General features: G+C 62.6%; 20 protein-coding genes and 1 pseudogene. 9 read left to right on the forward strand and 12 right to left on the reverse strand.

Going from position 1 to position 21,622, the window contains the following annotated elements:
• The first annotated feature begins 41 nt into the window (after positions 1-41).
• The 4 genes from L4G42_RS18745 (at position 42) to L4G42_RS18760 (ending at position 5,081) form a co-directional block, all read left to right on the forward strand.
• Entirely contained in the window at positions 42-1,316 is a 1,275-nt protein-coding gene (locus tag L4G42_RS18745; protein ID WP_237250974.1) for an MFS transporter, read from the forward strand.
• An 82-nt stretch (positions 1,317-1,398) separates the two neighbouring features.
• A complete protein-coding gene (locus L4G42_RS18750; protein ID WP_237259440.1) occupies positions 1,399-2,718 on the forward strand; it encodes a sensor histidine kinase in 1,320 nt (439 codons plus the stop codon).
• 491 nt (positions 2,719-3,209) lie between these two features.
• Positions 3,210-4,637 carry an ATPase domain-containing protein gene (locus L4G42_RS18755; RefSeq protein WP_237250976.1) on the forward strand — a complete coding sequence of 476 codons (1,428 nt, stop codon included), beginning with the start codon at positions 3,210-3,212 and terminating at the stop codon, positions 4,635-4,637.
• Between the two features lie 60 nt (positions 4,638-4,697).
• Complete coding sequence (locus tag L4G42_RS18760) at positions 4,698-5,081, forward strand: response regulator (protein WP_336886207.1); 384 nt, start codon at positions 4,698-4,700, stop codon at positions 5,079-5,081.
• Here L4G42_RS18760 and L4G42_RS18765 read toward each other — a convergent pair.
• The 11 genes and pseudogenes from L4G42_RS18765 to L4G42_RS18815 form a co-directional block, all read right to left on the reverse strand.
• Positions 5,065-5,739 carry a DUF3313 domain-containing protein gene (locus L4G42_RS18765; RefSeq protein ID WP_237250977.1) on the reverse strand — a complete coding sequence of 225 codons (675 nt, stop codon included), beginning with the start codon at positions 5,737-5,739 and terminating at the stop codon, positions 5,065-5,067. The two genes, L4G42_RS18760 and L4G42_RS18765, sit on opposite strands and share 17 nt — an antisense overlap.
• A 250-nt stretch (positions 5,740-5,989) precedes the next feature.
• Positions 5,990-6,226 carry a hypothetical protein gene (locus L4G42_RS18770; protein WP_237250978.1) on the reverse strand — a complete coding sequence of 79 codons (237 nt, stop codon included), beginning with the start codon at positions 6,224-6,226 and terminating at the stop codon, positions 5,990-5,992.
• A gap of 96 nt (positions 6,227-6,322) precedes the next feature.
• A pseudogene (locus L4G42_RS18775) lies at positions 6,323-7,083 on the reverse strand (amino acid ABC transporter ATP-binding protein).
• Positions 7,076-7,726, reverse strand: a complete 651-nt coding sequence (gene ehuD / locus L4G42_RS18780; RefSeq protein WP_237250980.1) for an ectoine/hydroxyectoine ABC transporter permease subunit EhuD — start codon at positions 7,724-7,726, stop codon at positions 7,076-7,078. The pseudogene L4G42_RS18775 and the gene ehuD overlap by 8 nt, the downstream one beginning before the upstream one ends.
• Complete coding sequence (gene ehuC / locus L4G42_RS18785; RefSeq protein ID WP_065991599.1) at positions 7,723-8,403, reverse strand: ectoine/hydroxyectoine ABC transporter permease subunit EhuC; 681 nt, start codon at positions 8,401-8,403, stop codon at positions 7,723-7,725. Before ehuC ends, ehuD begins: the two co-directional genes overlap by 4 nt.
• 230 nt (positions 8,404-8,633) lie before the next feature.
• The gene (ehuB, locus tag L4G42_RS18790; protein WP_237250981.1) at positions 8,634-9,506 is read right to left on the reverse strand and encodes an ectoine/hydroxyectoine ABC transporter substrate-binding protein EhuB; all 873 of its coding nucleotides are present in this window, start codon (positions 9,504-9,506) and stop codon (positions 8,634-8,636) included.
• Between the two features lie 64 nt (positions 9,507-9,570).
• The gene (locus tag L4G42_RS18795; RefSeq protein WP_237251043.1) at positions 9,571-10,476 is read right to left on the reverse strand and encodes an aliphatic sulfonate ABC transporter substrate-binding protein; all 906 of its coding nucleotides are present in this window, start codon (positions 10,474-10,476) and stop codon (positions 9,571-9,573) included.
• Between the two features lie 256 nt (positions 10,477-10,732).
• Positions 10,733-11,254, reverse strand: coding sequence for a peptide-methionine (S)-S-oxide reductase MsrA (gene msrA / locus L4G42_RS18800; protein ID WP_237250982.1), 522 nt, complete (start codon positions 11,252-11,254; stop codon positions 10,733-10,735).
• A 131-nt stretch (positions 11,255-11,385) separates the two neighbouring features.
• Entirely contained in the window at positions 11,386-12,360 is a 975-nt protein-coding gene (locus tag L4G42_RS18805; protein ID WP_237261018.1) for a GlxA family transcriptional regulator, read from the reverse strand.
• Positions 12,361-12,552: 192 nt separating this feature from the next.
• Complete coding sequence (locus L4G42_RS18810) at positions 12,553-13,407, reverse strand: sensor histidine kinase (RefSeq protein ID WP_237250984.1); 855 nt, start codon at positions 13,405-13,407, stop codon at positions 12,553-12,555.
• 739 nt (positions 13,408-14,146) lie between these two features.
• A complete protein-coding gene (locus tag L4G42_RS18815; RefSeq protein WP_237250985.1) occupies positions 14,147-15,520 on the reverse strand; it encodes an LLM class flavin-dependent oxidoreductase in 1,374 nt (457 codons plus the stop codon).
• Positions 15,521-16,054: 534 nt separating this feature from the next.
• Here L4G42_RS18815 and L4G42_RS18820 point away from each other — a divergent pair.
• Genes L4G42_RS18820 through L4G42_RS18835 form a run of 4 tightly spaced genes read left to right on the forward strand, consistent with a single transcriptional unit; the run spans position 16,055 to position 18,951 of the window.
• Positions 16,055-16,720: an amino acid ABC transporter permease gene (locus tag L4G42_RS18820; RefSeq protein ID WP_237259438.1), complete on the forward strand. Its 666-nt coding sequence runs from the start codon at positions 16,055-16,057 to the stop codon at positions 16,718-16,720.
• On the forward strand, positions 16,701-17,360 hold the full coding sequence (locus tag L4G42_RS18825; RefSeq protein ID WP_237250986.1) for an amino acid ABC transporter permease: 660 nt from the start codon (positions 16,701-16,703) through the stop codon (positions 17,358-17,360). Before L4G42_RS18820 ends, L4G42_RS18825 begins: the two co-directional genes overlap by 20 nt.
• The gene (locus L4G42_RS18830) at positions 17,357-18,118 is read left to right on the forward strand and encodes an amino acid ABC transporter ATP-binding protein (RefSeq protein ID WP_237250987.1); all 762 of its coding nucleotides are present in this window, start codon (positions 17,357-17,359) and stop codon (positions 18,116-18,118) included. The genes L4G42_RS18825 and L4G42_RS18830 overlap by 4 nt, the downstream gene beginning before the upstream one ends.
• On the forward strand, positions 18,112-18,951 hold the full coding sequence (locus tag L4G42_RS18835) for a transporter substrate-binding domain-containing protein (protein ID WP_237259475.1): 840 nt from the start codon (positions 18,112-18,114) through the stop codon (positions 18,949-18,951). Before L4G42_RS18830 ends, L4G42_RS18835 begins: the two co-directional genes overlap by 7 nt.
• Before the next feature lie 411 nt (positions 18,952-19,362).
• Here the strand turns inward: L4G42_RS18835 and L4G42_RS18840 are convergent, their stop codons facing one another.
• A complete protein-coding gene (locus tag L4G42_RS18840) occupies positions 19,363-19,674 on the reverse strand; it encodes a cupin domain-containing protein (RefSeq protein ID WP_237250988.1) in 312 nt (103 codons plus the stop codon).
• Positions 19,675-19,981: 307 nt separating this feature from the next.
• Here L4G42_RS18840 and L4G42_RS18845 point away from each other — a divergent pair, with 307 nt between their 5' ends.
• Positions 19,982-21,112, forward strand: a complete 1,131-nt coding sequence (locus L4G42_RS18845) for an alkene reductase (RefSeq protein ID WP_237250989.1) — start codon at positions 19,982-19,984, stop codon at positions 21,110-21,112.
• Positions 21,113-21,622 lie beyond the last annotated feature (510 nt).

The raw sequence follows: 21,622 nt of genomic DNA on the forward strand, positions 1-21,622 counted from the left end.
GCGATCTACCGTAAGCGGATTCCGTTCACGGTAGAGCCGTCATGACCGCGCAACCTCGATCCCGATTCCAGGCCCAGCCCCCGCCGTCCATCGTCGAAAAACACTGGCAGCGCAATCTGGCCGTCTGTGTGTTCGGCGCATTCACCACCATCGTTGCCATGACCCTGCTGCTGCCGTTCCTGCCGCTGTACGTGGAGCACCTGGGCGTCAGCGATCAGGCCGCCATCGTGCAGTGGTCGGGGGTCGCGTTTGGCGCGACCTTTCTGTCTGCCGCGCTGACCGCGCCGCTGTGGGGGCGGCTGGGTGATCGTTACGGCCGCAAGCTCATGCTGATTCGCGCCAGCCTGGGCATGGCGGTTGCGATGTCGCTGATCGGGCTGGCAGAGAACATTTATCAGCTGGTCGGGCTGCGTTTGCTGGCGGGGTTGCTCGGCGGCTATGCCTCCGGCGCGACCATTCTGGTGGCGACGCAGACGCCCAAGGCGCGCACCGGCTGGGCACTGGGCATGCTCTCGTCGGGGATCATGGCCGGTAATCTGACCGGGCCGTTGATTGGCGGGCTGTTGCCGCCGCTGATCGGCATCCGCAACACATTCTTCCTGGCAGGGGGGGTGATCTTTCTGACCTTCCTTGCCACGCTGTTTCTGATGAAGGAAACGCCCCGCCCCAAACGTCAGGCTGGCATGCCGAAAGCGCCCGCTGTACGGGCGTGGGACGTCATCGCGGACAAAAAGCCGGTGCTGACCATGCTGGTCGTGGCCTGCCTGGTGATGTTTTCGATCATGTCCATCGAGCCGATCATCACCGTGTACCTGACCCAGTTGCACAGCGAAAACGTCACGCTGATGGCCGGGCTGGTGATGTCGGCCACTGCACTGGCCAGCGTGTTGTCGGCCTCGCGCATCGGCAAACTGGCCGACCGCGTGGGTCACTGGAAGGTGGTCATCGGCTGTTTGAGCGCGGCGGCCATTGTGCTGATCCCCCAGGCGTTCGTCAGTCATGCCTGGCAATTGGTGCTGCTGCGTTTTCTCATGGGAATTGCCCTGGGCGGCCTGTTGCCGTGCATCGCGGCGATCATTCGCCATTCGGTGCCCGACGCCGTGGCCGGGCGCATGCTCGGCTATTCCACGTCCTGCCAGTACATCGGCCAGGTGCTGGGGCCGCTGACCGGCGGGTATCTGGGCGGGCATTTCGGCATGCCGGTGGTCTTTATCGTCACCTGCCTGCTGATGAGCGGGTGCGCGGTCGGGATGTTGCTGATGCGGCCTCTGATTTTCAGCGGGACCGGCTTCAGCCGGGAAGAGCGCGGCGTTTGACAAAACCATGACATCCCGCACTGGATAATCGCCGCCGGTGGGGCAACGCCCCGGATTCGAGTACCGCCATGCACGGACATTCATGGACATCAAACACAGCCTTAAGCAACGGATTGTCATCGTATTTGCGTTGATGAGCACGCTGGTCGCCGGGGTATTCGCCGTCGGCATCATCGCCACCGTGCACCTGGTCGAAAAGCGCCTGACGACCATGAGCATGGGCGGTAATCTGCACCGTCTGCTGGCCGTGGACAGCGTCAACGATTGGCGCCACCGCCCGGAAAAGGACGAGTTGTTCTACGCCGACGAGGGCGTCGGCGACCTCGCCATGAGCGACGACCTCAAGGACCTGCATCCGGGGTTTCAGGAATTCTTCCGCGGCAAGAAGGCCTATTACGCCATGGTCTCCGAGGTGAACGGGCGCCACTACGTGCTGCTGCGTGATCAGCGCAAGTTTGAAAAGCGCGAGCGCATTCTGTTCGGTGTCGTGCTGGTCGGTTTCTTCCTCAGCGTGCTGTTGGCGGTGCTGCTGGGTCGGCTGCTCGCGTCCCGGGTGATCACGCCGGTGTCGCGCCTGGCAAGCCAGGTGCGCCATCGCGATCAATTGCTGGAACTGGCGCCGGTGCTCGCCAGCGACTACGCCAACGACGAAGTCGGCGCGCTGGCCAAATCCTTCGACGAAACCCTGGGCCGGCTGCGGGCCGCGCTGGGTCGCGAGAAGCTGTTCACCAGCGACGTCAGCCATGAACTGCGCACGCCGCTGATGGTGCTGGCGACGTCCTGCGAATTACTGATGGAATACCCGGCGCTGGACGACCGCTCCCGCACGCAGGTGAAGCGCATCGGCAAGGCCACGGCGGGTATGAACCAACTGGTCGAAACCTTTCTGCTGCTGGCCCGTACCGAGGGCAAGCATGTTCCCCAGGGTCAGCGCTCATCAATGAAGCAGATTGCCGATGAACTGGTCGAGGCCTGGCGTCCCCCCATCGAGGCAAAGGATCTTCGGTTCATGTACCAGCAGGTGCAGACCGACGGCGAAACCCACAACGCGCCCTTGCTGCGCTCGGTGATGGGCAATCTGCTGCGCAACGCCTGGCATTACACCGATCAGGGGTTCATCCAGTTGACCCTGCGCAGCGATGGTTTCAGTGTCGAGGACAGCGGCATTGGCATTCCGCTGGAAAAACAGCAGGCCATGTTCCAGCCCTTCGTGCGTGGCGACGAACAGCGCGGGGAAGGGCTGGGCCTGGGGTTATCGCTGGTCCAGCGTATCTGCGCCAACCAGCACTGGACAGTCACCCTGACCAGCCGTGATGACGGGGGATGCTGCTTTACGGTGTTGTTGACGCCGACCCACGACATCTTCCAGGCCACGACCCCCAGCGCCGAAATCAGCCATTAGCCCGACGCCTTCCCGGCTGAAGCCAGTCCCACTAAGTGCACGCGACATCACTCACTCCACTGGTCCGATCAACCGCACGAGTGCCCGCCGCTGGGCTCCAACGCCGTGCCTCCCTCAATGGACCTGCGACCATGTGCCCCATTAGCCCCTCACTCGTTTGCGGGACTGCTGACGATCAGCCAACAGACCGTGACGACACGCCTGAATACCCGTTGTCTGCACCCATCAAGCCTGACGATCCCGAGCGTCGCAGCGAGCAGTCCCGGGCCGAGACCGACGGGTGCGCCCCGGAAGGCGAAGCCAGTTCAGCCGGATGACAATCACTCGTTCGACTAGACTCTCCGTCGCATCTGTCGGCAAATGCGTGTGAAACTGTCATGCGAATTGATGATTGCGCTTGGAAAGCTTCCTCAAAAACGGAAGAATGCGTGATGAGTCGCGCACTTAACCCGCAACGTTCACGACGCCAATGCTTGGCGGAGGAAGCAAATTTGAATCAGCTAAAACGCCTTCAGAGCGGAATTGAAGGGCTTGATGAGCTGCTAATGGGCGGCTTCGTTGCCGGATCCTCGTACATCATTCAGGGCCGACCGGGCTCCGGAAAAACGATTCTGGCCAACCAGATCGGTTTTAATCACATCCGCGATGGCGGCCGGGTGCTGTTCGCGACCCTGCTCGCCGAGCCCCACGAACGGCTGTTTCAGTTCCTCTCCACCATGAGCTTCTTCGACAAGGACCGCGTTGGCGACCAGATCCAGTTCGTCAGCGCGTTCGACACCATGGAAAACGACGGCCTCGATGAAGTCGTCAAACTGCTGCGTCGGGAGATCGTCCGCCAGAAGTCCACCGTGTTGATCCTCGACGGACTGCTCAATGCCCGCTCCAAGGCCGAATCCACGATCAACACCAAACGCTTCATCTCCGAACTGCAGGGCCACGCCGCCTTCGCCGGTTGCACGGTGTTCTTCCTGACCAGCTCACAGCTGGACGACGGCAGCCCCGAACACACCATGGTCGACGGCGTGCTGGAAATGGGTGAAGAGCTGGTGTGCAACCGTTCCGTGCGCCGCATCAAGGCGCGCAAGACCCGTGGCAGCGGCGCCATCCCCGGCGCCCACGAATGCGAAATCACCGAGAACGGCCTGGTCGTCTACCCTCGCCTTGAAAGTACCATCACCCACTCAGCGCTGCGCGACAGTGCAGAATTCAGCGTTGTCCCAAGCGGTATCGACGCGCTCGATCCCTTGATCGGCGGCGGTCTGGTGGAGTCGTCCGTGACCTTGCTCCTCGGCCCTTCGGGCACCGGCAAAACCACGTTCGGCCTCAATTTTCTCGCCCGCTCGACGCCCGAGGAACCGGGCCTGCTGTTCGGTTTCTACGAGTCGCCGCAGCGCCTGCGCCTGAAAGCGGCGGCGCTGGGGCTGGATTTCGAGGCGCTGGAACGTTCCGGTGCGCTGCACATCGTCTGGAGGTCAGTGACCACCGAACTGATCGACAAGCTCGCCCTCGACCTGCTGCGGATCGTCGAGCAACAAGGCATCAAGCGGGTTTTTCTGGACAGTCTCGGCGGTATGGCCCGCGCCTCGGCTGATCAGGCGCGGATTCTCGACCTCTACAACGCCCTGATGAGCGAGCTGCGTGCCAATGGTGTCACGGTGGTAGCGAGCTGGGAAATCCGCGGCCTGCTCGGCGGCAAGATCGACGCCCCGGCGCCGGACCTGTCAGGGATCGTCGACAACCTCATGCTCATCCGCTTCGCGCAATCGACTGCGGGGCTGACGCGGCAACTGTCGATCCTCAAAATCCGCGATAACCCCTACGACCCGGCCCTGCTGGACGTCTTGATCGGCGAGCAAGGGCTGACTGTGAAAAAGGCTGTGTTCCATGCCCTCGACGATTCAGGCAATGCGACGGCGTGACGGTTGTCTTCGAGCCGATGATCGCTCGACAGCGCGGAGGGCTGCACGACCACAATTCTGATTGTCGATGATGAGTACCTCATCGCCGACATACTGAGCTTCGCGCTGGAAGACGAAGGCTACCTGACCGTCACCGCTGGCAGCGGGCAGAAGGCCCTGGGCATTCTCGAACGCGAGCGCCCGCAGCTGATCATCACCGATTACATGATGCCCGGGATGAACGGCATCGAGCTGGCGGAAGCGGTGCGCGTGAATCAGAGCCTGGGGCAAATCCCTATTGTGCTGATGAGCGGTGCGCAGTCTTATCTGGGGATTGCCAGACCGGATTTGTTCAGCAAGGTCTTCGACAAGCCGTTCGAGATCAGCGCCGTGCTTGAGGCGGTGCGGGCGCTGCTGAGCACCGGCGAGAGCGTTCAATCGGAAGCAGTCACTGCTTCGCCTTGAGCGCCTCGACACTCAGGCGCAGGTCGTTGGCCCACCCGTCGAGCACCGGTTTGACGGCATCCAGGGTCAGCTGCGTCTTGTCGTTTTCAAGGGGCGTGCCGCTGCCTTTGCGCACCACTTGTGCCAACACCTTGTTGGTGTCGGCATCAAGAAACGCCGCCTCGGTGGCGATTTCCACGTTCTGGTCACGTCCGCCGGCTGCGGTGTTCACGGCAGCTGCCATCAGCGCGATGGGTATCACTTCGTAGGGCTTGAGGCCTTCGGTACGGGTCGACACGGCGGTAATCGCGGGGCGCAATACGAGGGTGTCAGGGCCCGGACCGCTGGCCAGGCGCAGGGTTTTGCCGAGTTCGCGTTGCAGCGCGGTATCAAAGTACCGGGTGATGGACTGCAGGGTCTGCGCCGAGATCACCGCGGTTGGCTGCGGCCTGGGAAAAAACTGACTGGGTTCGATATACACCTGGCTGTACGTGCTCAGCTTCACGTCAGGGTCGATCCAGCGCATGACCGGCGCGCCCGTGGCACTTTCCGCCGGCTTGAGTCGGCTGTAATCCTTGAGAAAACCTGAATACTGACTGGGGTCAACCTGGGAGCTGGCGCAACCGCCGACCCCCAGAATGGCGCAGCAGATCAGTGCCTTGAGCACCGGCATTTTCATGGTGTGACTCCCTTCGCTGTGTCCATCTGTATGCCCGGCGCGGGGTGCGGCAGGCAGCCCACTCTGACGCAAAGCCTTGTGCGCGACGTCCGGACTCTCGCGCAGGTGGCAGTGCAACGGAGGGTGCTCAAGCAACGCTAGCAGCTAATAATTTCGCTGCCAGTTAGCTGAATCGATGAAGGGGAAATTACGGCGGGGAATCAAGGTGCGGGAGGGGAATAGGGCGGCCATGGGACCGCCCTGGGGCGAATCAACGGCCGTCAGCGACCTTGCGCTCGATTTCAGCTGATTTCTTGTTCAGCTCTTCGGCGTCCTGTTCCTTTTCCCGAACGGATGTCGGGGTGATGACGTCGTCCACCGCGCGGGTGTCGTCGTCCGGGTCGTTGAGGTCTCGCTGTACGACGTTGACAGGTTTGCCAGCGCTGTCGAGGGTTGGCGCGTCAGGCTGCACGACGTTGCGTGGGTCGACCGGGGTGTCGTTGCTCATGGATTCATCCTCGCTGTGGGGTATGAAGGTTGGATGTGTCGACGGTCGGCGAGTTCGGGTTTTTTTCGATGTCGCGCGAGCCTCATCCGAAACCGGTCAACGTTGCTCCACCAGATTGAGAAAGCGGCGAGTGCGCTCGTTGTCCGGATCGACCAGCACCTCGGTGGGCGAGCCATCGGCGACGATGCGCCCGGCCTCCATGAACAGCACTCGGTCGGCGATGTCCTGGGCGAACTTCATTTCGTGGGTCACCAGCAGCATGGTCATCTGCTGCTCGTGGGCGATGGCCCGAATCACCGCCAGCACTTCACCGACCAGTTCGGGGTCCAGCGCGGAGGTGACCTCGTCGAACAGCATCACCTGGGGCCGCATCGCCAGCGCCCGGGCGATCGCCACGCGCTGTTGCTGGCCGCCGGAAAGTTGCGCGGGATAGGCATCGGCCTTGTGGCTCAAACCGACCAGCCCGAGGTATTGATGGGCGCGCTCCAGGGCTTCTTCGCGGCTCAGCTTGAGCACCTGAAGCGGCGCCTCGGTGACGTTCTCCTGCACGGTCAGGTGCGGAAACAGGTTGAACTGCTGAAACACCATGCCCACCCGGTGCACCACCGGTGGCTTTTTCGCGCCCGGCCAGTGCCAGCCACCTCGATGCTGCCGTGCTGATAGGCCTCAAGGCCCTTGATCAGGCGCAGCACCGTGGATTTGCCCGACCCGCTGGGGCCGATCAGCGCGACTTTCTGGCCGGCGGGAATGCTCAGGTCGAGGTGATCGATGACCCGGGACGCGCCAAAGTTTTTCACCACTTGTTTGAGGATGATCTGCGGCGAAGCGCCGGGCAGAGCGTGTGCGAGATCAGACATGGCTGCGCCTCTCGAAATATTTGAACAACAGGGAGGTTGGCACGCTGATCGCCAGAAACATCAGCGCCATCACCGTGTAGGGCTCGTTGTAGCGGTAGGTCATGCCGGCGATCTGTTTGGCCGCCTGGAACAGCTCGGGAATGGTGATCACCGCCAGCAGCGGGGTTTCCTTGAACATGCCGATCAGGTAATTGCCGAGCACCGGCAGCATCGGCTTGAGCGCCTGGGGCAGGACGATCCGCCGCCACGTGGTTGCGCTGTCGAAATCCAGAGCCCTGGCCGCCTCCCATTGACCGGCCGGTACGCCGTCGATGGCACCGCGAAAGGCTTCGGCAATGTAGGCCGCGTAATACAGCCCGAGCCCGATCACTCCGGTGGAAATCGCCGGCAGGGTCAGGCCGGCCAGGGGCAGGGCGAAGAACAGCACGTACAGCTGAACCATCAGCGGCGTGTGCCGAAAGAAACTCAGGTAGCCGGCGCTCAGTCGTTGGACCAGCGCGCTTTTCGAGCGCTGGGCGATGGCCAGCAGCAGGCCGAGTAATACGGCCAGCAGAAAGCCGAGGATCACCACTTGCAGCGTCACCAGCAGTCCCTGAAACAGATCGGGGACGATGGACCAGGCGAAGGCGTAATCGAAGTTCATGGCGCCACCCCGCGACGCCAGTGGGTGACCCGTCGCTCGTAGCGTTTGACCAGCCAGCTGAGGGGCCAGGCCATGACGAAATAACACACCAGCACTATGCTCCAGATCAGCGTCTGCTGGCCCAGGGTGGTGATCAGTTGACCGCCGGAAAAGGTCAGGTCGCTGAGGGTGATCAATGACACCAGTGAGGTGGTCTTCAGCAATTCGACCAGTTGATTGCCCATCGGCGGCAGCATGAACGGCAGCGCCTGGGGCAGGATGATCCGGCGAAACGCTGTGATCGCATCGAAGTCCAGGGCCTTGATCGCGTCGCGTTGGCCCCGGGCGACATTGCTCAGGGCCGAGCGTACGATTTCCGACCCGTAGGCGGAGAAGGTCAAGCCCAGGCCGAGAATCCCGGTGGTCATCGGCGCCAGGGTGATGCCGAACAGCGGCAGGATGAAGAACAGGTAAAACAGCAGCACCAGGGCGGAAATACCGCGCAGAATTTCGACGTAGACCGTCGCGATCCAGCGCAGCGCGCGCCACGGCGACAGGCGCATCAGCGCGATGACAAACGACATCACCACCACGACGACTTGGGCGAAGAAGGTGATTTCAAGGGTGACCAGTGCGCCGTTGGCCAGTTGGCGGGCGATGAAGCGCGCGGTGTCCAGGGTGGAAGCATCAAAAAGCATGGGCCGTACTCGTATGGGCTGGGGCCGTCATGTCGCGGATGAAGGATTGAGAAGCTTCCCGGCTGAAGCCGGTCCCACTGAATGCGTGCGGTCTGTAGGACCGGCTTTAGCCGGGAAGAGGCCCGTGCTGGCGCCCTCGATTTTGCCGTGTGCCCACCGACGCCTTCCCGGCTAAAGCCGGTCCTACAATGGCGCAGGCATCAGCACCTGCATCATCGTCGGCATCGGCATCAGCGGTTGCAGCGTTGCTCGGCGGTGACGTCTGCGGGTGGCAGTTCGTTCTCGGTGTAGCCGTATTTCTGCAGGATCTTCAGCAGGTCGCCGGAAGCGCGCAGTTTCGCCAGTTGCTCGTTGAACGCCTGGGTGAACGCCGGATCGTTTTTCGGCAGGCCGTAGGCGTGGTAATTCCAGGTCGGTTTGCCATCGGCGTCCGGGATCTGCTCGAACGGCAGCGCGCGTTCAACCGGCGTGCCTTCGGCTTTTTTCAGCAGGCCGATGATCTCGGCATCGGGGAAGTACACCACGTCGACGCGATCGGCCTGCAACGCGGCGAGGGCTTCGGTGTCCTTGTCGAAGAGCACGACGTTGCCATTGCTGATGCCGCTGTCCTTGGCTTCCTGCACCTGATTGCTGCCGGGCTGGGTCGCCAGCCGCGCCTTGCCGTTGGCCGCGACGTCCTTGAGGCTGTGCAGGTTCAGCGGGTTGCCGGCCTTGACCAGAAACGCGCCGCCGGAGCGGGTGACCGGGTTGGAATAACCGATCACTTTGCAGCGCGCCGGGTTGATGAACAGGCCGGCGCCAATCAGATCGAAACGACCTGCCGCAAGACCCGGCACCAGCGAGCCGAACTCGGTGATCGGCAGTTCAACCTTGGTGATGCCCAAGGGTTCCAGAATGGCCCGGAGGATTTCGACGTTGGCGCCGACGATTTTCCCGTCAGTGCCCACGTACGCATAGGGTTGCTCGTTGGCGATGCCGGCGGTCAGGCCCTGGCTGCGGCCCTTGTCCAGCAGACCGGCGACGGCGGAGAACGAAAACACGGCATTCAGCAGCAGGGCGGAGCCGAGTACGGCAGACAGCGACAGCGGTTTTAAGCCTTTCATCAAGTGCGCTCAAGAGTGGGAATGAAGGGTCAGGTGCAGCGGTTGGCAACGCCAGGTGCTCCGTTCATGGCGTCCAGATGTCCACGTCCTTGGCATCCACAGCAGTGGGCAATAGCCCGGCCTTGAAAAAGGCGTCAGCGATCTTCTGTTGCTCGCCCAGTTGGTCTGCCTTCACCGGCTCGACCTGATAACTGCGATGGGCGTTGGCGGCTTCAACGGTTTCCACGTCCAGATTGCCCCACAGCGGGCCAAGCACTTGCGCGGCGTCGCGGGGGTGGCTTTTGATCCAGCCGCCCGCCTGTTGCAATTGTTCATAAACCCGCTTCAGCACTTCGGGATGGGCCTTGGCGTAGGGCGTGCTGGTCAGGTAATAGCGCTTGTAACTGGCCAGGCCGACCCCGTCAGTCAACGTGCGTGTCGGCAACTGCCGCTGCACGCTGGTGAGGAAGGGTTCCCAGGTCACCCAGGCGTCGACCTTGTCATTCTCGAACGCCGCCCTGCCGTCTGCCGGGGACAGGTACGCCGGCTGGATGTCGGAGAACGACAGCCCGGCCTTGTTCAGCGCGGCGATCAGCAGGTAATGGGTGCCGGCAGCCTTGGTCACGGCGACCTTCTTGCCGTTCAAGTCCGACAACTGGCGGATCGGCGAGTCATTGCGCACGACGATGGCCTGGGCGGCCGGCGAGGGCGACTCCTGGGCGAAATAGGTGAGCTTGGCTTTCGCGGCCTGGGCGAAGATCGGCACGGTATCGGCGACGTCCGCGCTGATGTCGACGTTGCCGACGTTCAAGGCTTCAAGCAGGGGCAGGCCACTGGGGAACTCGTGCCAGGTGATGTCGATGTTGTCTTTGCCCAACGCCTCTTCAAGGGTGCCTTGGGTCTTGAGCAGGGTGATCAGAGTGGAAGACTTCTGGTAGCCAATGCGCACCGTTTCTCGAGCACTCGCCGACAGCGCGACACCACTCGCCATCGCAGCGATCAGTCCGCTGAGTAATGTGTGTCGAAGGATGGTGCCAGCGGCTGTGCGAGGAGTGAGCATGGCGGACTCGTGGCGTGAATGAGGCGCGAGGGCGCAAGCCACGAATCATAAGGTTCTAAAAAGAATTGGCTAAATATCGTTTGGTTATTAGTTTATGCACTGTGACGCGTGGTCCGGCGGCGTGCGCCTGCCGGGGGCCAATTGAGGGACTGCTCTGGCACAGCGGTCCCCGGCAGATGGCGCTCAATCAGGACGTGGTGGCCTTGTCGCGCACAGGCAGTTTCCAGCCAGCGCGAACGAAATGGCAGGTGTAGCCATTTGGAATTCGCTCCAGGTAATCCTGATGCTCGGGTTCGGCTTCCCAGAACGGCCCGGCCGGGGCGATTTCGGTGACGACTTTGCCCGGCCACAGGCCTGAGGCATCGACATCGGCCACGGTGTCCAGCGCCACGGCTTTCTGCTGTTCGTCGAGGTAGAAAATCGCCGAGCGATAGCTCACGCCCTTGTCATTGCCCTGACGGTTCGGGGTCGATGGGTCGTGAATCTGAAAGAAGAATTCGAGAATGTCGCGGTAGCTGATTTTCTCGGGATCGAAGACGATTTCGATGGCTTCGGCGTGGGTGCCGTGGTTGCGATAGGTGGCGTTGTCAACGTCGCCACCGGAGTAGCCGACCCGGGTCGACAGCACGCCGGGGTAGCGGCGCAACAAGTCCTGCATGCCCCAGAAGCAGCCTCCGGCAAGCAGCGCGGTTTCGGTATGGGTGGTCATGGGCAAGTCCTTCCAGCGAGTGAACGGTGTGTGTCGGATAAGCACTGCAGTGTGCATGCCTGCGAGCGTGTTTGCGAGTGGGCGGCGCAACGGCCACCCTTGAACATCTGATGATTGACGTGCGCACTCGTTCAGTCGCCGCCGAACTGTTGCCGGTATTGGCCGGGCGTCACACCAATGCGCTCACCGAACGCCTTGCGCATGTGCCGTGCGCTGCCGAAGCCGCAGCGACTCGCCACGACCTTGAGCGGCAGGTCGCTGCCTTCGAGCAGTTTGCGTGAATGATCGATGCGCGCGTTGAGCAGGAATTGCATGGGCGTCAGGCTGACTTCGCGCTGGAACGCCCGGGCGAAATTGCGCGGACTCATCGCTGCCAGGTCGGCCATGCGTTGCACGGTGTACGCCTCATCGATGTGGTCGACGATGTAGGCCTGCACCCGGGCGATCGCGCTGTCATCCCGGGGCACCGCCGCCAGCAGCGGGCCATAGGGCGTTTGCCCGCCCTGACGCTTCATCACCACCAGCAGCACTTTGGCGACTTCCAGAGCGACCTCTTTTCCGTGGTCTTGCGCAACGATCGCCAGGGCCATGTCGATCCCGGCGGTAATACCGCCGGAGGTGATCAGGTTGCGGTCGACGACATAGATCTGCTCGGTTTCGACGCGGGAAGCGGGGAAGCGCCGGGCCAGGCGCTCGACGTAGTTCCAGTGGGTGGTGCAGCGGTAACCGTCGAGCAGGCCGGCGTCACCCAGCAAAAACGCGCCAGTACAGATCGCCCCGAAACGTCGGGCGCCCTGAGCAGCGGCGGGCAGCCAGGCGGTAATCTGAGGGTGGCTGACGCCGTAGGCGCCCGGTCCGCCGGGGACCAGCAGCAGGTCGATGTCGGCCGGCAGATCGTCCAGCGTCAGGTCCGCCTGAACCTTGAGCCCGCAAGAGCTGCGGATGAGCAGCGGGGGTTCGGCCACAGTGATCAGTCGGTACTGCTTTTCCGGCGCCAGCAGTCGATTGGAAATCGAAAAAACGTCCATGGGGCCGGTCACGTCGAGCATGAGCACGTCGTTGAACAGCACCACCGCCACCGTTTTCTGCTTTGGAATGTCGCGCATGCCTTGATCGCCTTTCTGATACCGCCACTGCCAGCGCAGGGGGCACGAGCCTGAATCCAGGCGGCATTCTAGAGGATTGCGCGAATGAATGTGAATGATTGGCGTTTGGAGGAGTGCGACCCGTCATCGCGGTTGATCGAAAAGGGCTTGATGAGGCGTGATCGAGGGCGTGGCTCGCTTGACGGCAGCCTTTCAGTAACAGCACGTCGGCAGCTGAACACGGATGCGTGCGCCGCCGCTGGCCGAGGCTTGTGCCCAGATACGCCCGTGGTGCGCGTCGACCACCGAGCGACAGATCGCCAGCCCGACGCCGAGGCCGCTGCTCTTGGTGGTGTAGAACGCGCTGAAGATCTGCTCGCGACGGTCTGCCGGGATGCCCGGGCCATTGTCCTCAATGCACACTTCGACGCCGTCGTTGAGGGTAAACGAGTTGATGCGCAGAACAGCGGCGTCGCGGCCAGGACCGGCCATGGCTTCCACGGCATTGGTGATGAGGTTGACCAGCAGTTGCTGCAACTGCACGGCGTCGGCGACGATGGATTGATCGACGAACAAACCGGTTTCGAGCCGCACCCGCTGGGCCGTGAGCGCAGGCTGGGTAAGGCGAATGGCCTCGCGAATGACGTCGTCAATCTTCAGGGCCTGCAGCTGCAATGGCGCCTGACGGGCCAGCGCGCCGAGGGCCTTGACGATGTTGGCGGCGCGTTCGCAGCCGGCGCGGATGTCCTTCAGACCGGCGATGGCTTCTTCGACATCCGGCACGTCGCGCTGCAGCCAGCGCAGGCTTGCGGCGGCGTTGGCGGCGATGCCCAGAAGGGGCTGGCAGATTTCATGGGCGATGGAGGCGCTGAACTCGGCCATCTTCCGGGCATGAAGGCTTTGGGCGTAATCGCTTTGCGCGGCGGCGTCCTGATCGCAGAGGGCAGTGAGACGCGCTGTCGGGTGCGCAAGGGGGTGCAGAGAAGGGTGCCGAATCGCGTCCGGCCAGTGTTGTTCCGCCGGCTGCGGGAAGCGGCTATAGAGAGGAGATTGATGTTCGTCCAGCATCGTAGCCCCCGGCGGTTCGAAGTCCTGTGCTTCGTCGCGCTTGAGTATACGCAGCGTGTCCGGCTTGAAACGGCGGCGAGGCCGCTTTGGCAGGAACGGGCACCCCGATGTCTGTCAGGGTCCCCACCTCAACGGCCCAGTGGGACCGGCTTTAGCCGGGAAGGCGTCGGTGTGCACAGTGCATAAATCGAGGGTGCCCACATTGGCCTCTTCCCGGCTAAAGCCGGTCCCACGGAATGACCGCGATCACATTGTAGGACCGGCTTTAGCCGGGAAGGCGTCAGTTGTCACACCGCAAAACTGATGGTGTACATACCGGCCTCTTCCCGGCTGAAGCCTGTCCGACTGAATGACCGCGATCACATAGTGGGACTGGCTTTAGCCGGGAAGGCGTCAGTTGTCACACCGCAAAACTGATGGTGTACATACTGGCCTCTTCCCGGCTGAAGCCTGTCCCACGGAATGAGCGCGATCACATAGTGGGACTGGCTTTAGCCGGGAAGGCGTCAGTCGTCACACCGCAAAACTGATGGTGTACATACCGGCCTCTTCCCGGCTAAAGCCGGTCCCACGGAATGAGCGCGATCACATAGTGGGACTGGCTTTAGCCGGGAAGGCGTCAGTTGTCACACCGCAAACTGATGGTGTACATACTGGCCTCTTCCCGGCTGAAGCCGGTCCCACGGAATGAGCGCGGTCACATTTGTAGGACCGGCTTTAGCCGGGAAGGCGTCATGCGTCACACCGCAAGCAGAACTCCACGCGTGAGCGTCGCCGGGTGCGCCGGGTAGGGCAGGCCCAGCCGTTCGCGCAGGGTCTTGCCGGTCGGGCCATCGGCGGGCACCAGGCCGCGGCGTTTGAGCTCCGGCAGTATCAGAGCAATGAAATCGTCCAGCCCCTCGGGGTAGGTCGGCGGCAGGATGTTGAAGCCGTCGGCGCCATACCCCTCAAACCACGCTTGCAGCTGATCGACCACTTCCTCGGGTGAGCCGACCAGTGTCCAGTGACCCCGCGCGCCGGCCAGCCGCAGATACAGCTCGCGAATGCTCAGCCCCTCGGCGGCCAGTTGCAGGATCAACTGCTGGCGGCTTTTCGAGGCGTTGGTGGCAGGCAGGTCTTGCGGCAGCGGCCCGTCCAGTGGCAGATGCGAGAGGTCGACGCCGCCGAGCAGTCCGGACAGCAAACTCAGGCCGACTTCCGGGTGCACCAGATTCTGCAGGCGCTGATGTTTGGCGTGGGCTTCGGCTGAGGTCGGCGCGGTGAAGATCGTCACCCCCGGCAGAATCTTGATGTGCTCCGGTTTGCGCCCCAGTACCGCTGCGCAGGATTTGACGTCGCTGTAGAAGGCTTGGGCGTCGCCGAGATTCTGGTGCGCGGCGAAGATCGCTTCAGCGGTCGCGGCCGCCAGCGCGCGCCCATCATCCGATGCCCCCGCCTGCACCAGCACCGGTTTGCCCTGGGGCGAGCGCAGCACGTTCAGCGGTCCGCGCACATGAAAGTGCTCGCCCTGGTGGTCGGCCCGGTGCAGCTTGCTGCGGTCCAGAAACACGCCGCTGTCCTTGTCCAGCAGCAGCGTGTCGTCCTCCCAGCTGTCCCACAATTTGTCGACCACCTCATGAAATTCCCGCGCCCGGCTGTAGCGGTCAGCGTGCGCCGCCTGCTCGCCCTGATGCCCGCCGCCGAAGTTCTTCGCCGCGTCGGGGTCGCTGCTGGTTACCAGGTTCCAGCCCACGCGACCGCCGCTGATCTGGTCCAGCGAGGCGAACTGGCGCGCCAGGTTGAACGGCTCGCTGTAGCTGGTGCTGGCCGTGGCGATCAGACCGATGCGCGAGGTGACAGTGGCCAGTGCCGACAACAGCGTCAGCGGCTCGAAGCTCAGGCTCGGCGCGATGACCCGGTCGAAGGTCGGCGCATCGATGCCCCTGACGGAAACACTGTCCGCGAGGAACAGCGTGTCGAACCCGGCCGCCTCGGCCTTGCGCGCCAGATCGACGAAGTGCTCCAGCCGAATGCCGGCGTCGGCCTGGGAACCGCTGTCGCGCCACGCGGCGATGTGATGCCCGGTGGCCCGCAGGAACAGGCCGAGCTTGAGGGTTTCAGTGCGTTGGGTCATGGGGAGGCTCCTGAATCGGTTCGGGACGGACGCGACGCGCGGCACGGCTCAGTCGGCGGGAGGCCTCTGCAGCGCGGAATGCTCTGGAGATAGCAAGGCGTATGCCCATGGCGCGGGATCCGGCGAACCGTGATGCGAGGAGCGCATAAAAAGCAGCCGTGACAATGCCTTGGCTTATGGCCCGAACGGCCGGAGCCTGCCTTGCCCGACTGCGCGGGCTCCACAGCCGCTGCCTGCACTGTTGCTCAGGCAACACCCCTCCATCACTTGCGATGGAAAACAAACAGTTACGCCTCGTCGTGCGTGTCAGCAGCCCCCGATACGGAGGTTTCGCTGCATGGCATAAAGCCTGCAATCACCGAAAACCAACCCGCGCGTCGACCCGCCCATGGGGGCGCGTTTTGCAGTCATTGCCAGGAGTTAATGTGTCTACAGCCCCATCCTCCAACCCGCGCAGCCTTGCAGCGTCGGGACCGGCCAGCACCGATCAGCCCGTCGATGGCGAGCACCGCATCGCACAGGGCCTGGGTTGATATGGCGTTCGATGTTGAATTCGCCCTGTCCACATTGCCCGCGTTCGTCAGCGCCGTCGGGGTCACGTTGCAGGTGGGCTTCATCGCCATCGGCACGTCGCTGTGCGTGGCGCTGATCAATGCCGCGATTACCGCGTTCGGCTGGCCAATCTTGCGCCCGTTGGTGCGCGTCTACGTGGAGCTGGCGCGCAATACGCCGTTGCTGATCCAGCTGTTTTTCATCTACTTCGCATTGCCGGCGCTGGGGATCCGCCTCTCCGGGTTTGCCTCGGCGATCATTGCCATGACGTTCATGGGCGGCGCTTACCTGACCGAGATCCTGCGCGCAGGCATCGACGCGGTGCCCAGATCGCAGATCGAGTCGGGGCTGTCCATCGGCCTGTCGCGCTGGCAACTGCTGCGTCACGTCATCCTGCCCCAGGCCGGGATTCTCAGCCTGCCGGCGCTGTTCGCCAATTTCATCTTTCTGCTCAAGGAAACCACCGTGGTTTCGGCGGTGGCGGTGCCGGAAATTCTCTACACCACCAAGAGCTACATCGCGCTGTATTACAAAACCTACGAAATGCTCGCCGTCATGACCGGCCTGTGCGTGCTGCTGTTCGTGCCGATGTCGCTGCTGCTGCGGCTGATTGAAAGGAGGCTCCAGCATGGCCAGTTCGGGTCTTGAATTGCTGTGGGTGTCCGCGCCGCAACTGGCCCAGGGCATCGGTCGCACGCTGGGTATTTCGCTGCTGGCGATCGTCTTCAGCAGCGTCGGCGGTTTTATCTATGGCGTGCTGCGCAATCTTGGCGTGCGCTGGATCGACGGGGTGCTGCGGGTGTACCTGGAGCTGTTCCGGGCGATTCCGGTGCTGGTCTGGCTGTACCTGTTCTTTTTCGGTTTGCCGATTTTTATCGGCTGGAGCATCCCTGGCTTCTGGTGCGCGGTGCTGGTGTTGTCATTGTGGGGCGCCAGTGAAACCGGCGAAGTGGTGCGCGGCGCGCTGCGCTCGATTCCAGGTGGTCAGCGCGAAGCCGGCCTGGCCATCGGCCTGCGCCAGTTGCAGCTTTACGGCCGGGTGCTGCTGCCCCAGGCGTTGCGGCGGATGACGCCGCCGCTGATCAACGTCTTCACCCGGCTGATCAAAACCAGCTCCCTGGCTGTGCTGATCGGCGTCGTCGACGTGATCAAGATCGGCCAGCAAATCATCGAACGGACCTATGAGTCGGTGCTGATCTACGGCTTCCTGTTCGTGTTTTTCTTTCTCGCCTGTTATCCGCTGTCGGCCGCTTCGCGGGTGCTCGAGCGGCGTTGGAATCATTCATGAGCGCATTGATAGAACTGACCCGCTTCAGCAAAAACTTCGGTTCGGTGCCGGTGTTGCAAGACGTTGACCTGAGCGTTCGCGAAGGCGAAGTGGTGGTGATTCTCGGCCCCAGTGGCTGCGGCAAAAGCACCTTGCTGCGCTGTCTCAACGGTCTCGAACTCGGCCATGCCGGGCAGTACCGCTTTGCCGGCCAGGAGTTGCCGGCCACTACCGATTGGCGCCAGGTGCGGCAACAGATCGGCATGGTGTTTCAGAGCTATCACCTGTTCCCGCACATGACCGTGCTGGAGAACATTTTGCTCGGGCCGCTGAGCGTGCAGAAGCGCAAACGCGTCGACGCGCAGCAACAGGCCGAGAGTCTTTTGACACGCGTCGGCCTGCTGGACAAGCGCGACGCGTACCCGCGCGAGCTTTCCGGTGGCCAGCAGCAACGCATCGCCATCGTGCGCGCGCTGTGCATGAATCCGAAGGTCATGCTGTTCGACGAAGTCACGGCTGCGCTTGATCCGGAGATGGTCAAGGAGGTGCTGGAAGTCATCCTCGACCTGGCCCGCAGCGGCATGACCCTGTTGATCGTCACCCACGAAATGGCCTTTGCCCGCGCGGTGGCCGATCGAATCCTGTTCATGGACGGCGGCCGTATCGCCGAACAGAGCGCCCCCGAATCCTTCTTCAGCGCCCCGCAGACCGCACGCGCGCAGCAGTTCCTGGAGAAATTCTCTTACGTAGAAAACATGCCAAAAAGGAAAACATCGTGACCCTTAAATCTGCCCTCGTACTGCCACTGCTCGCCCTCGGATTGCTGGTCGGCTCCGCCGTCGCCCATGCCGAAGGCTCACTGGACAAAATCAAGGCGCGCGACAAGCTGATTGTCGGCGTTTTCAGCGACAAACCGCCGTTCGGGTTCGTCAACGAGCAAGGCGACTACGTCGGCTTCGACACCGACCTGGGCCGGCGCTTCGCCAGGGACCTGCTCGGCGACGAGAAGAAGATCGAGTTCGTGGTGGTCGAGCCCGCCAGCCGCATTCCGTTTCTGCAAAGCGACAAGGTTGACCTGATCCTCGCCAACATGACCGTGACGCCGGAACGCGCGCAAGTGGTCGACTTCACCCACCCCAACCTGCGCGTCGCAGTGCAGGCGCTGGTACCGGACAGCAGCCCGGTGAAGACGCTGGACGATCTGGCGAGCAAGACCGTCATCGTCACCACCGGCACCACGGCGGATATCTGGCTGACCAGGAATCACCCGGACTGGAAGCTGCTCAAGTTCGAGAAGAATTCCGAGTCGTTGCAGGCGCTGGCCAACGGACGGGGCGATGCCTATGCCCAGGACAACCTGGTGCTGTTCAGCTGGGCCAAGCAAAACCCGGGCTACCGCGTGCTCGCGCAGAAACTCGGTGACGAAGCGCCGATCGCCCCGGCGGTGAAGAAGGGCAATATCGAGCTGCGCGATTGGGTGAACACGGAATTGGCCAGCCTCGGCCAGCAGAAGTACCTGCTCACGCTGTACAACCAGTACGTGCGGGATCAATTGGCGGCGGACACCGATCCGTCGGCGGTGATCGTTGAAGGCGGTGCGTGGAAGCCTTGATTGATCGAGCTTGTGGCTGGTAGCCGGGAAGGGGCCATTTCGAACACCCTGGGTTTAGCGGTGTGATATCCGATGCCTTCCCGGCTAAAGCCGGTCCTACGGGGGTACGCGGTCCTGCTGGATACATGCGTTGTTTTTGTAGGACCGGCTTCAGCCGGGAAGGGCCCGGTGCGTACGCCGTCATTTCTTGCGGTGTGGCCTCTGACGCTTTCCCGGCTAAAGCCGGTCCCACAGGGGGGGCGCGGTCCCACTGGATGCATGCGTTGTTCATGTGGGACCGGCTTCAGCCGGGAAGGGGCCGGTACGAGCGCCTCGATGTTGCGGTGTGACCCCTGACGCCTTCCCGGCTAAAGCCGGTCCTACTGGAGATATCCGGTCCTACGGGGGACATGCGGTGTCACGCGGCCGGTCTCAAACGCTGCCCTCGCTTTCAATCACCAGAATGCGCGCTTCACCCAGCGGATGGGCGACGTGGGCCGTGCCGATGGAGGCGTAGAAAATATCGCCTGTGTGCAGCACGGTTTTCTGCTCGACGCCGTCCTGCTTGAAGCGCATCTCCACTTGCCCGTCCAGTACCACAAACACCTCCTGACCGTCATTGACGTGCCATTTGTACGGCTGATCCGTCCAGTGCAGTCGCGTGGTGATGCCGTTCATGTTGGCAATGTCCAGCGCGGCCCACGCGCGGTCACCGGTGAAGTCTTTGCTGCGGATGATGTTCATGGGGTGCCTGTTCAGAGTATGGGTTGGCGACCGATGAACCGCGTTGTTGCGGTGTCAGGTTGCCCAACGTCTATGCCCGGAATCATAAGCGCGCGATTGCCGAGTGCAACGGATCGCCAGGGTGGGAGGGGTCAAAAGCGCAAGATTCTGCAAGTGGCTCTGTCTCGGGGGTGATGTCCGTAATCATTGCGGATCTGACATTGCCGGGTCTGCAAGCGCGCTTTAGACTCCCGGCCATCTACTAGACGACTGGTCTACGCCAGCCGATCTGGTCATAACTTTCAACGACTTGAACGGAGTATCACCGATGTCCCCTCAACCCTTGCTCACCCAGGTTAACCTCGGTCGGCACGTACTTAAAAACCGCATTGCGTTCCCGCCGCTGACCCGCCAGAGAAGCATGCAACCGGGGGATATCGCTTCGGACCTGATGGCGACCTACTACCAGCAGCGGGTGTCCGCCGGTTTCATGATCACCGAAGGCACGCAGATCGAGCCGCGCGGCCAGGGTTATGCGTGGACGCCGGGCATGTACAGCGCCGAGCAGGTCGAAGGCTGGCGCAAGGTGACCGACGCGGTACACGCGGAAGAGGGCGTGATCTTTGCTCAGCTCTGGCACGTGGGTCGCGTGTCCCACCACGCGTTGCAGCCCAATGGCGAAGCGCCGGTTGCCCCTTCGGCGATCCCGGCGGCCAACGCCAAGGCGTTCATCGAAACTGCGCCGGGCGCAGGGCAACTCGTGGTGCCGCCGACGCCTCGCGCCCTGACCGTCGAAGAAATCCGCGAGCTGGTGAAGCTGTACGCCCAGGCGGCGAAAAACGCGATCGAAGCGGGTTTTGACGGCGTGGAAATCCACGCGGCGAACGGCTATCTGGTCAACCAGTTCATCTCCGAACACGCCAACCACCGCGACGACGAATACGGCGGCTCGCTGGAAAACCGTCTGCGGTTCCTGCGCGAGATCGTGACTGCCGTCGCCGAGGCCGTGGGCGCGGACCGGCTGGGTGTGCGCTTCTCGCCGCTGTTTGCCAGCACCGATGAAGAACGCGTCTACATCGGTCTGGTGGAAAGCGACCCGCACCACACCTACGTCGAAGCCATCAAAGTCCTGGAGAACGCCGGCGTCGCCTACGTCTCCATCGCCGAAGCCGACTGGGACAACGCCCCCGAACTGCCGGAAACCTTCCGCAGAGCCATCCGCGAAGCCTTCAGCGGACGCATCATCTACGCCGGACGCTACACCGCCGAACGCGGCAACCGCCTGATCGACGCCGGCCTCGCCGACCTCATCGCCTTCGGCCGCCCCTTCATCGCCAACCCCGACCTGCCGGCACGCATCGCCAACGGCTGGCCCCTCAACCCCGTCAACCCGGCCACGTTGTATGGCGGGACGGAAAAGGGGTATATCGACTACCCGGTCTATAACGCGGGTGAGTGAAAGCAGGGCGGCGTAGCTGGCTGGGTGGACGCGGAGCGTCACAGGATTCATTCCCACGCGGAGCGTGGGAACGATCAGCGCGTGGAGTCTGGAGACGGTTTCAACGGCCAAGATTGATGGTGCATTCACTGGACTCTTCCCGGCTGAAGCCGGTCCCACTAAGAGCAGCATGTGCATTCAGCAAAATTGGGGGTGATCAGGCCGGCCTCTTCCCGGCTAAAGCCAGTCCCACGAAAAGCAGTGCGTGCAGTCTGTAGGACCCGCATAGCCGGGGGGCTTTTGATCTGCTTTTGATCTTCCTGCGCAGAAGGTCCAGACACCGCCAATCGCGACTTGGGTGCAGGCTGAACGGAGCGAGACCGGAGTGAAGGTACTCCGACGAAGGAGGAGCCCAACCAGGAGCAGGCACCCTTGATTACTTGGGGTGCTTTTCCAAGTAACTCGCCGAAGGCGAAACAGTCTGCCGTTAGGCAGACGCCCTTGATCTGGAAGTTGATCTTCACGCGACAG

Source organism: Pseudomonas petrae (assembly GCF_021728295.1).
GTDB lineage: Bacteria > Pseudomonadota > Gammaproteobacteria > Pseudomonadales > Pseudomonadaceae > Aquipseudomonas > Aquipseudomonas petrae.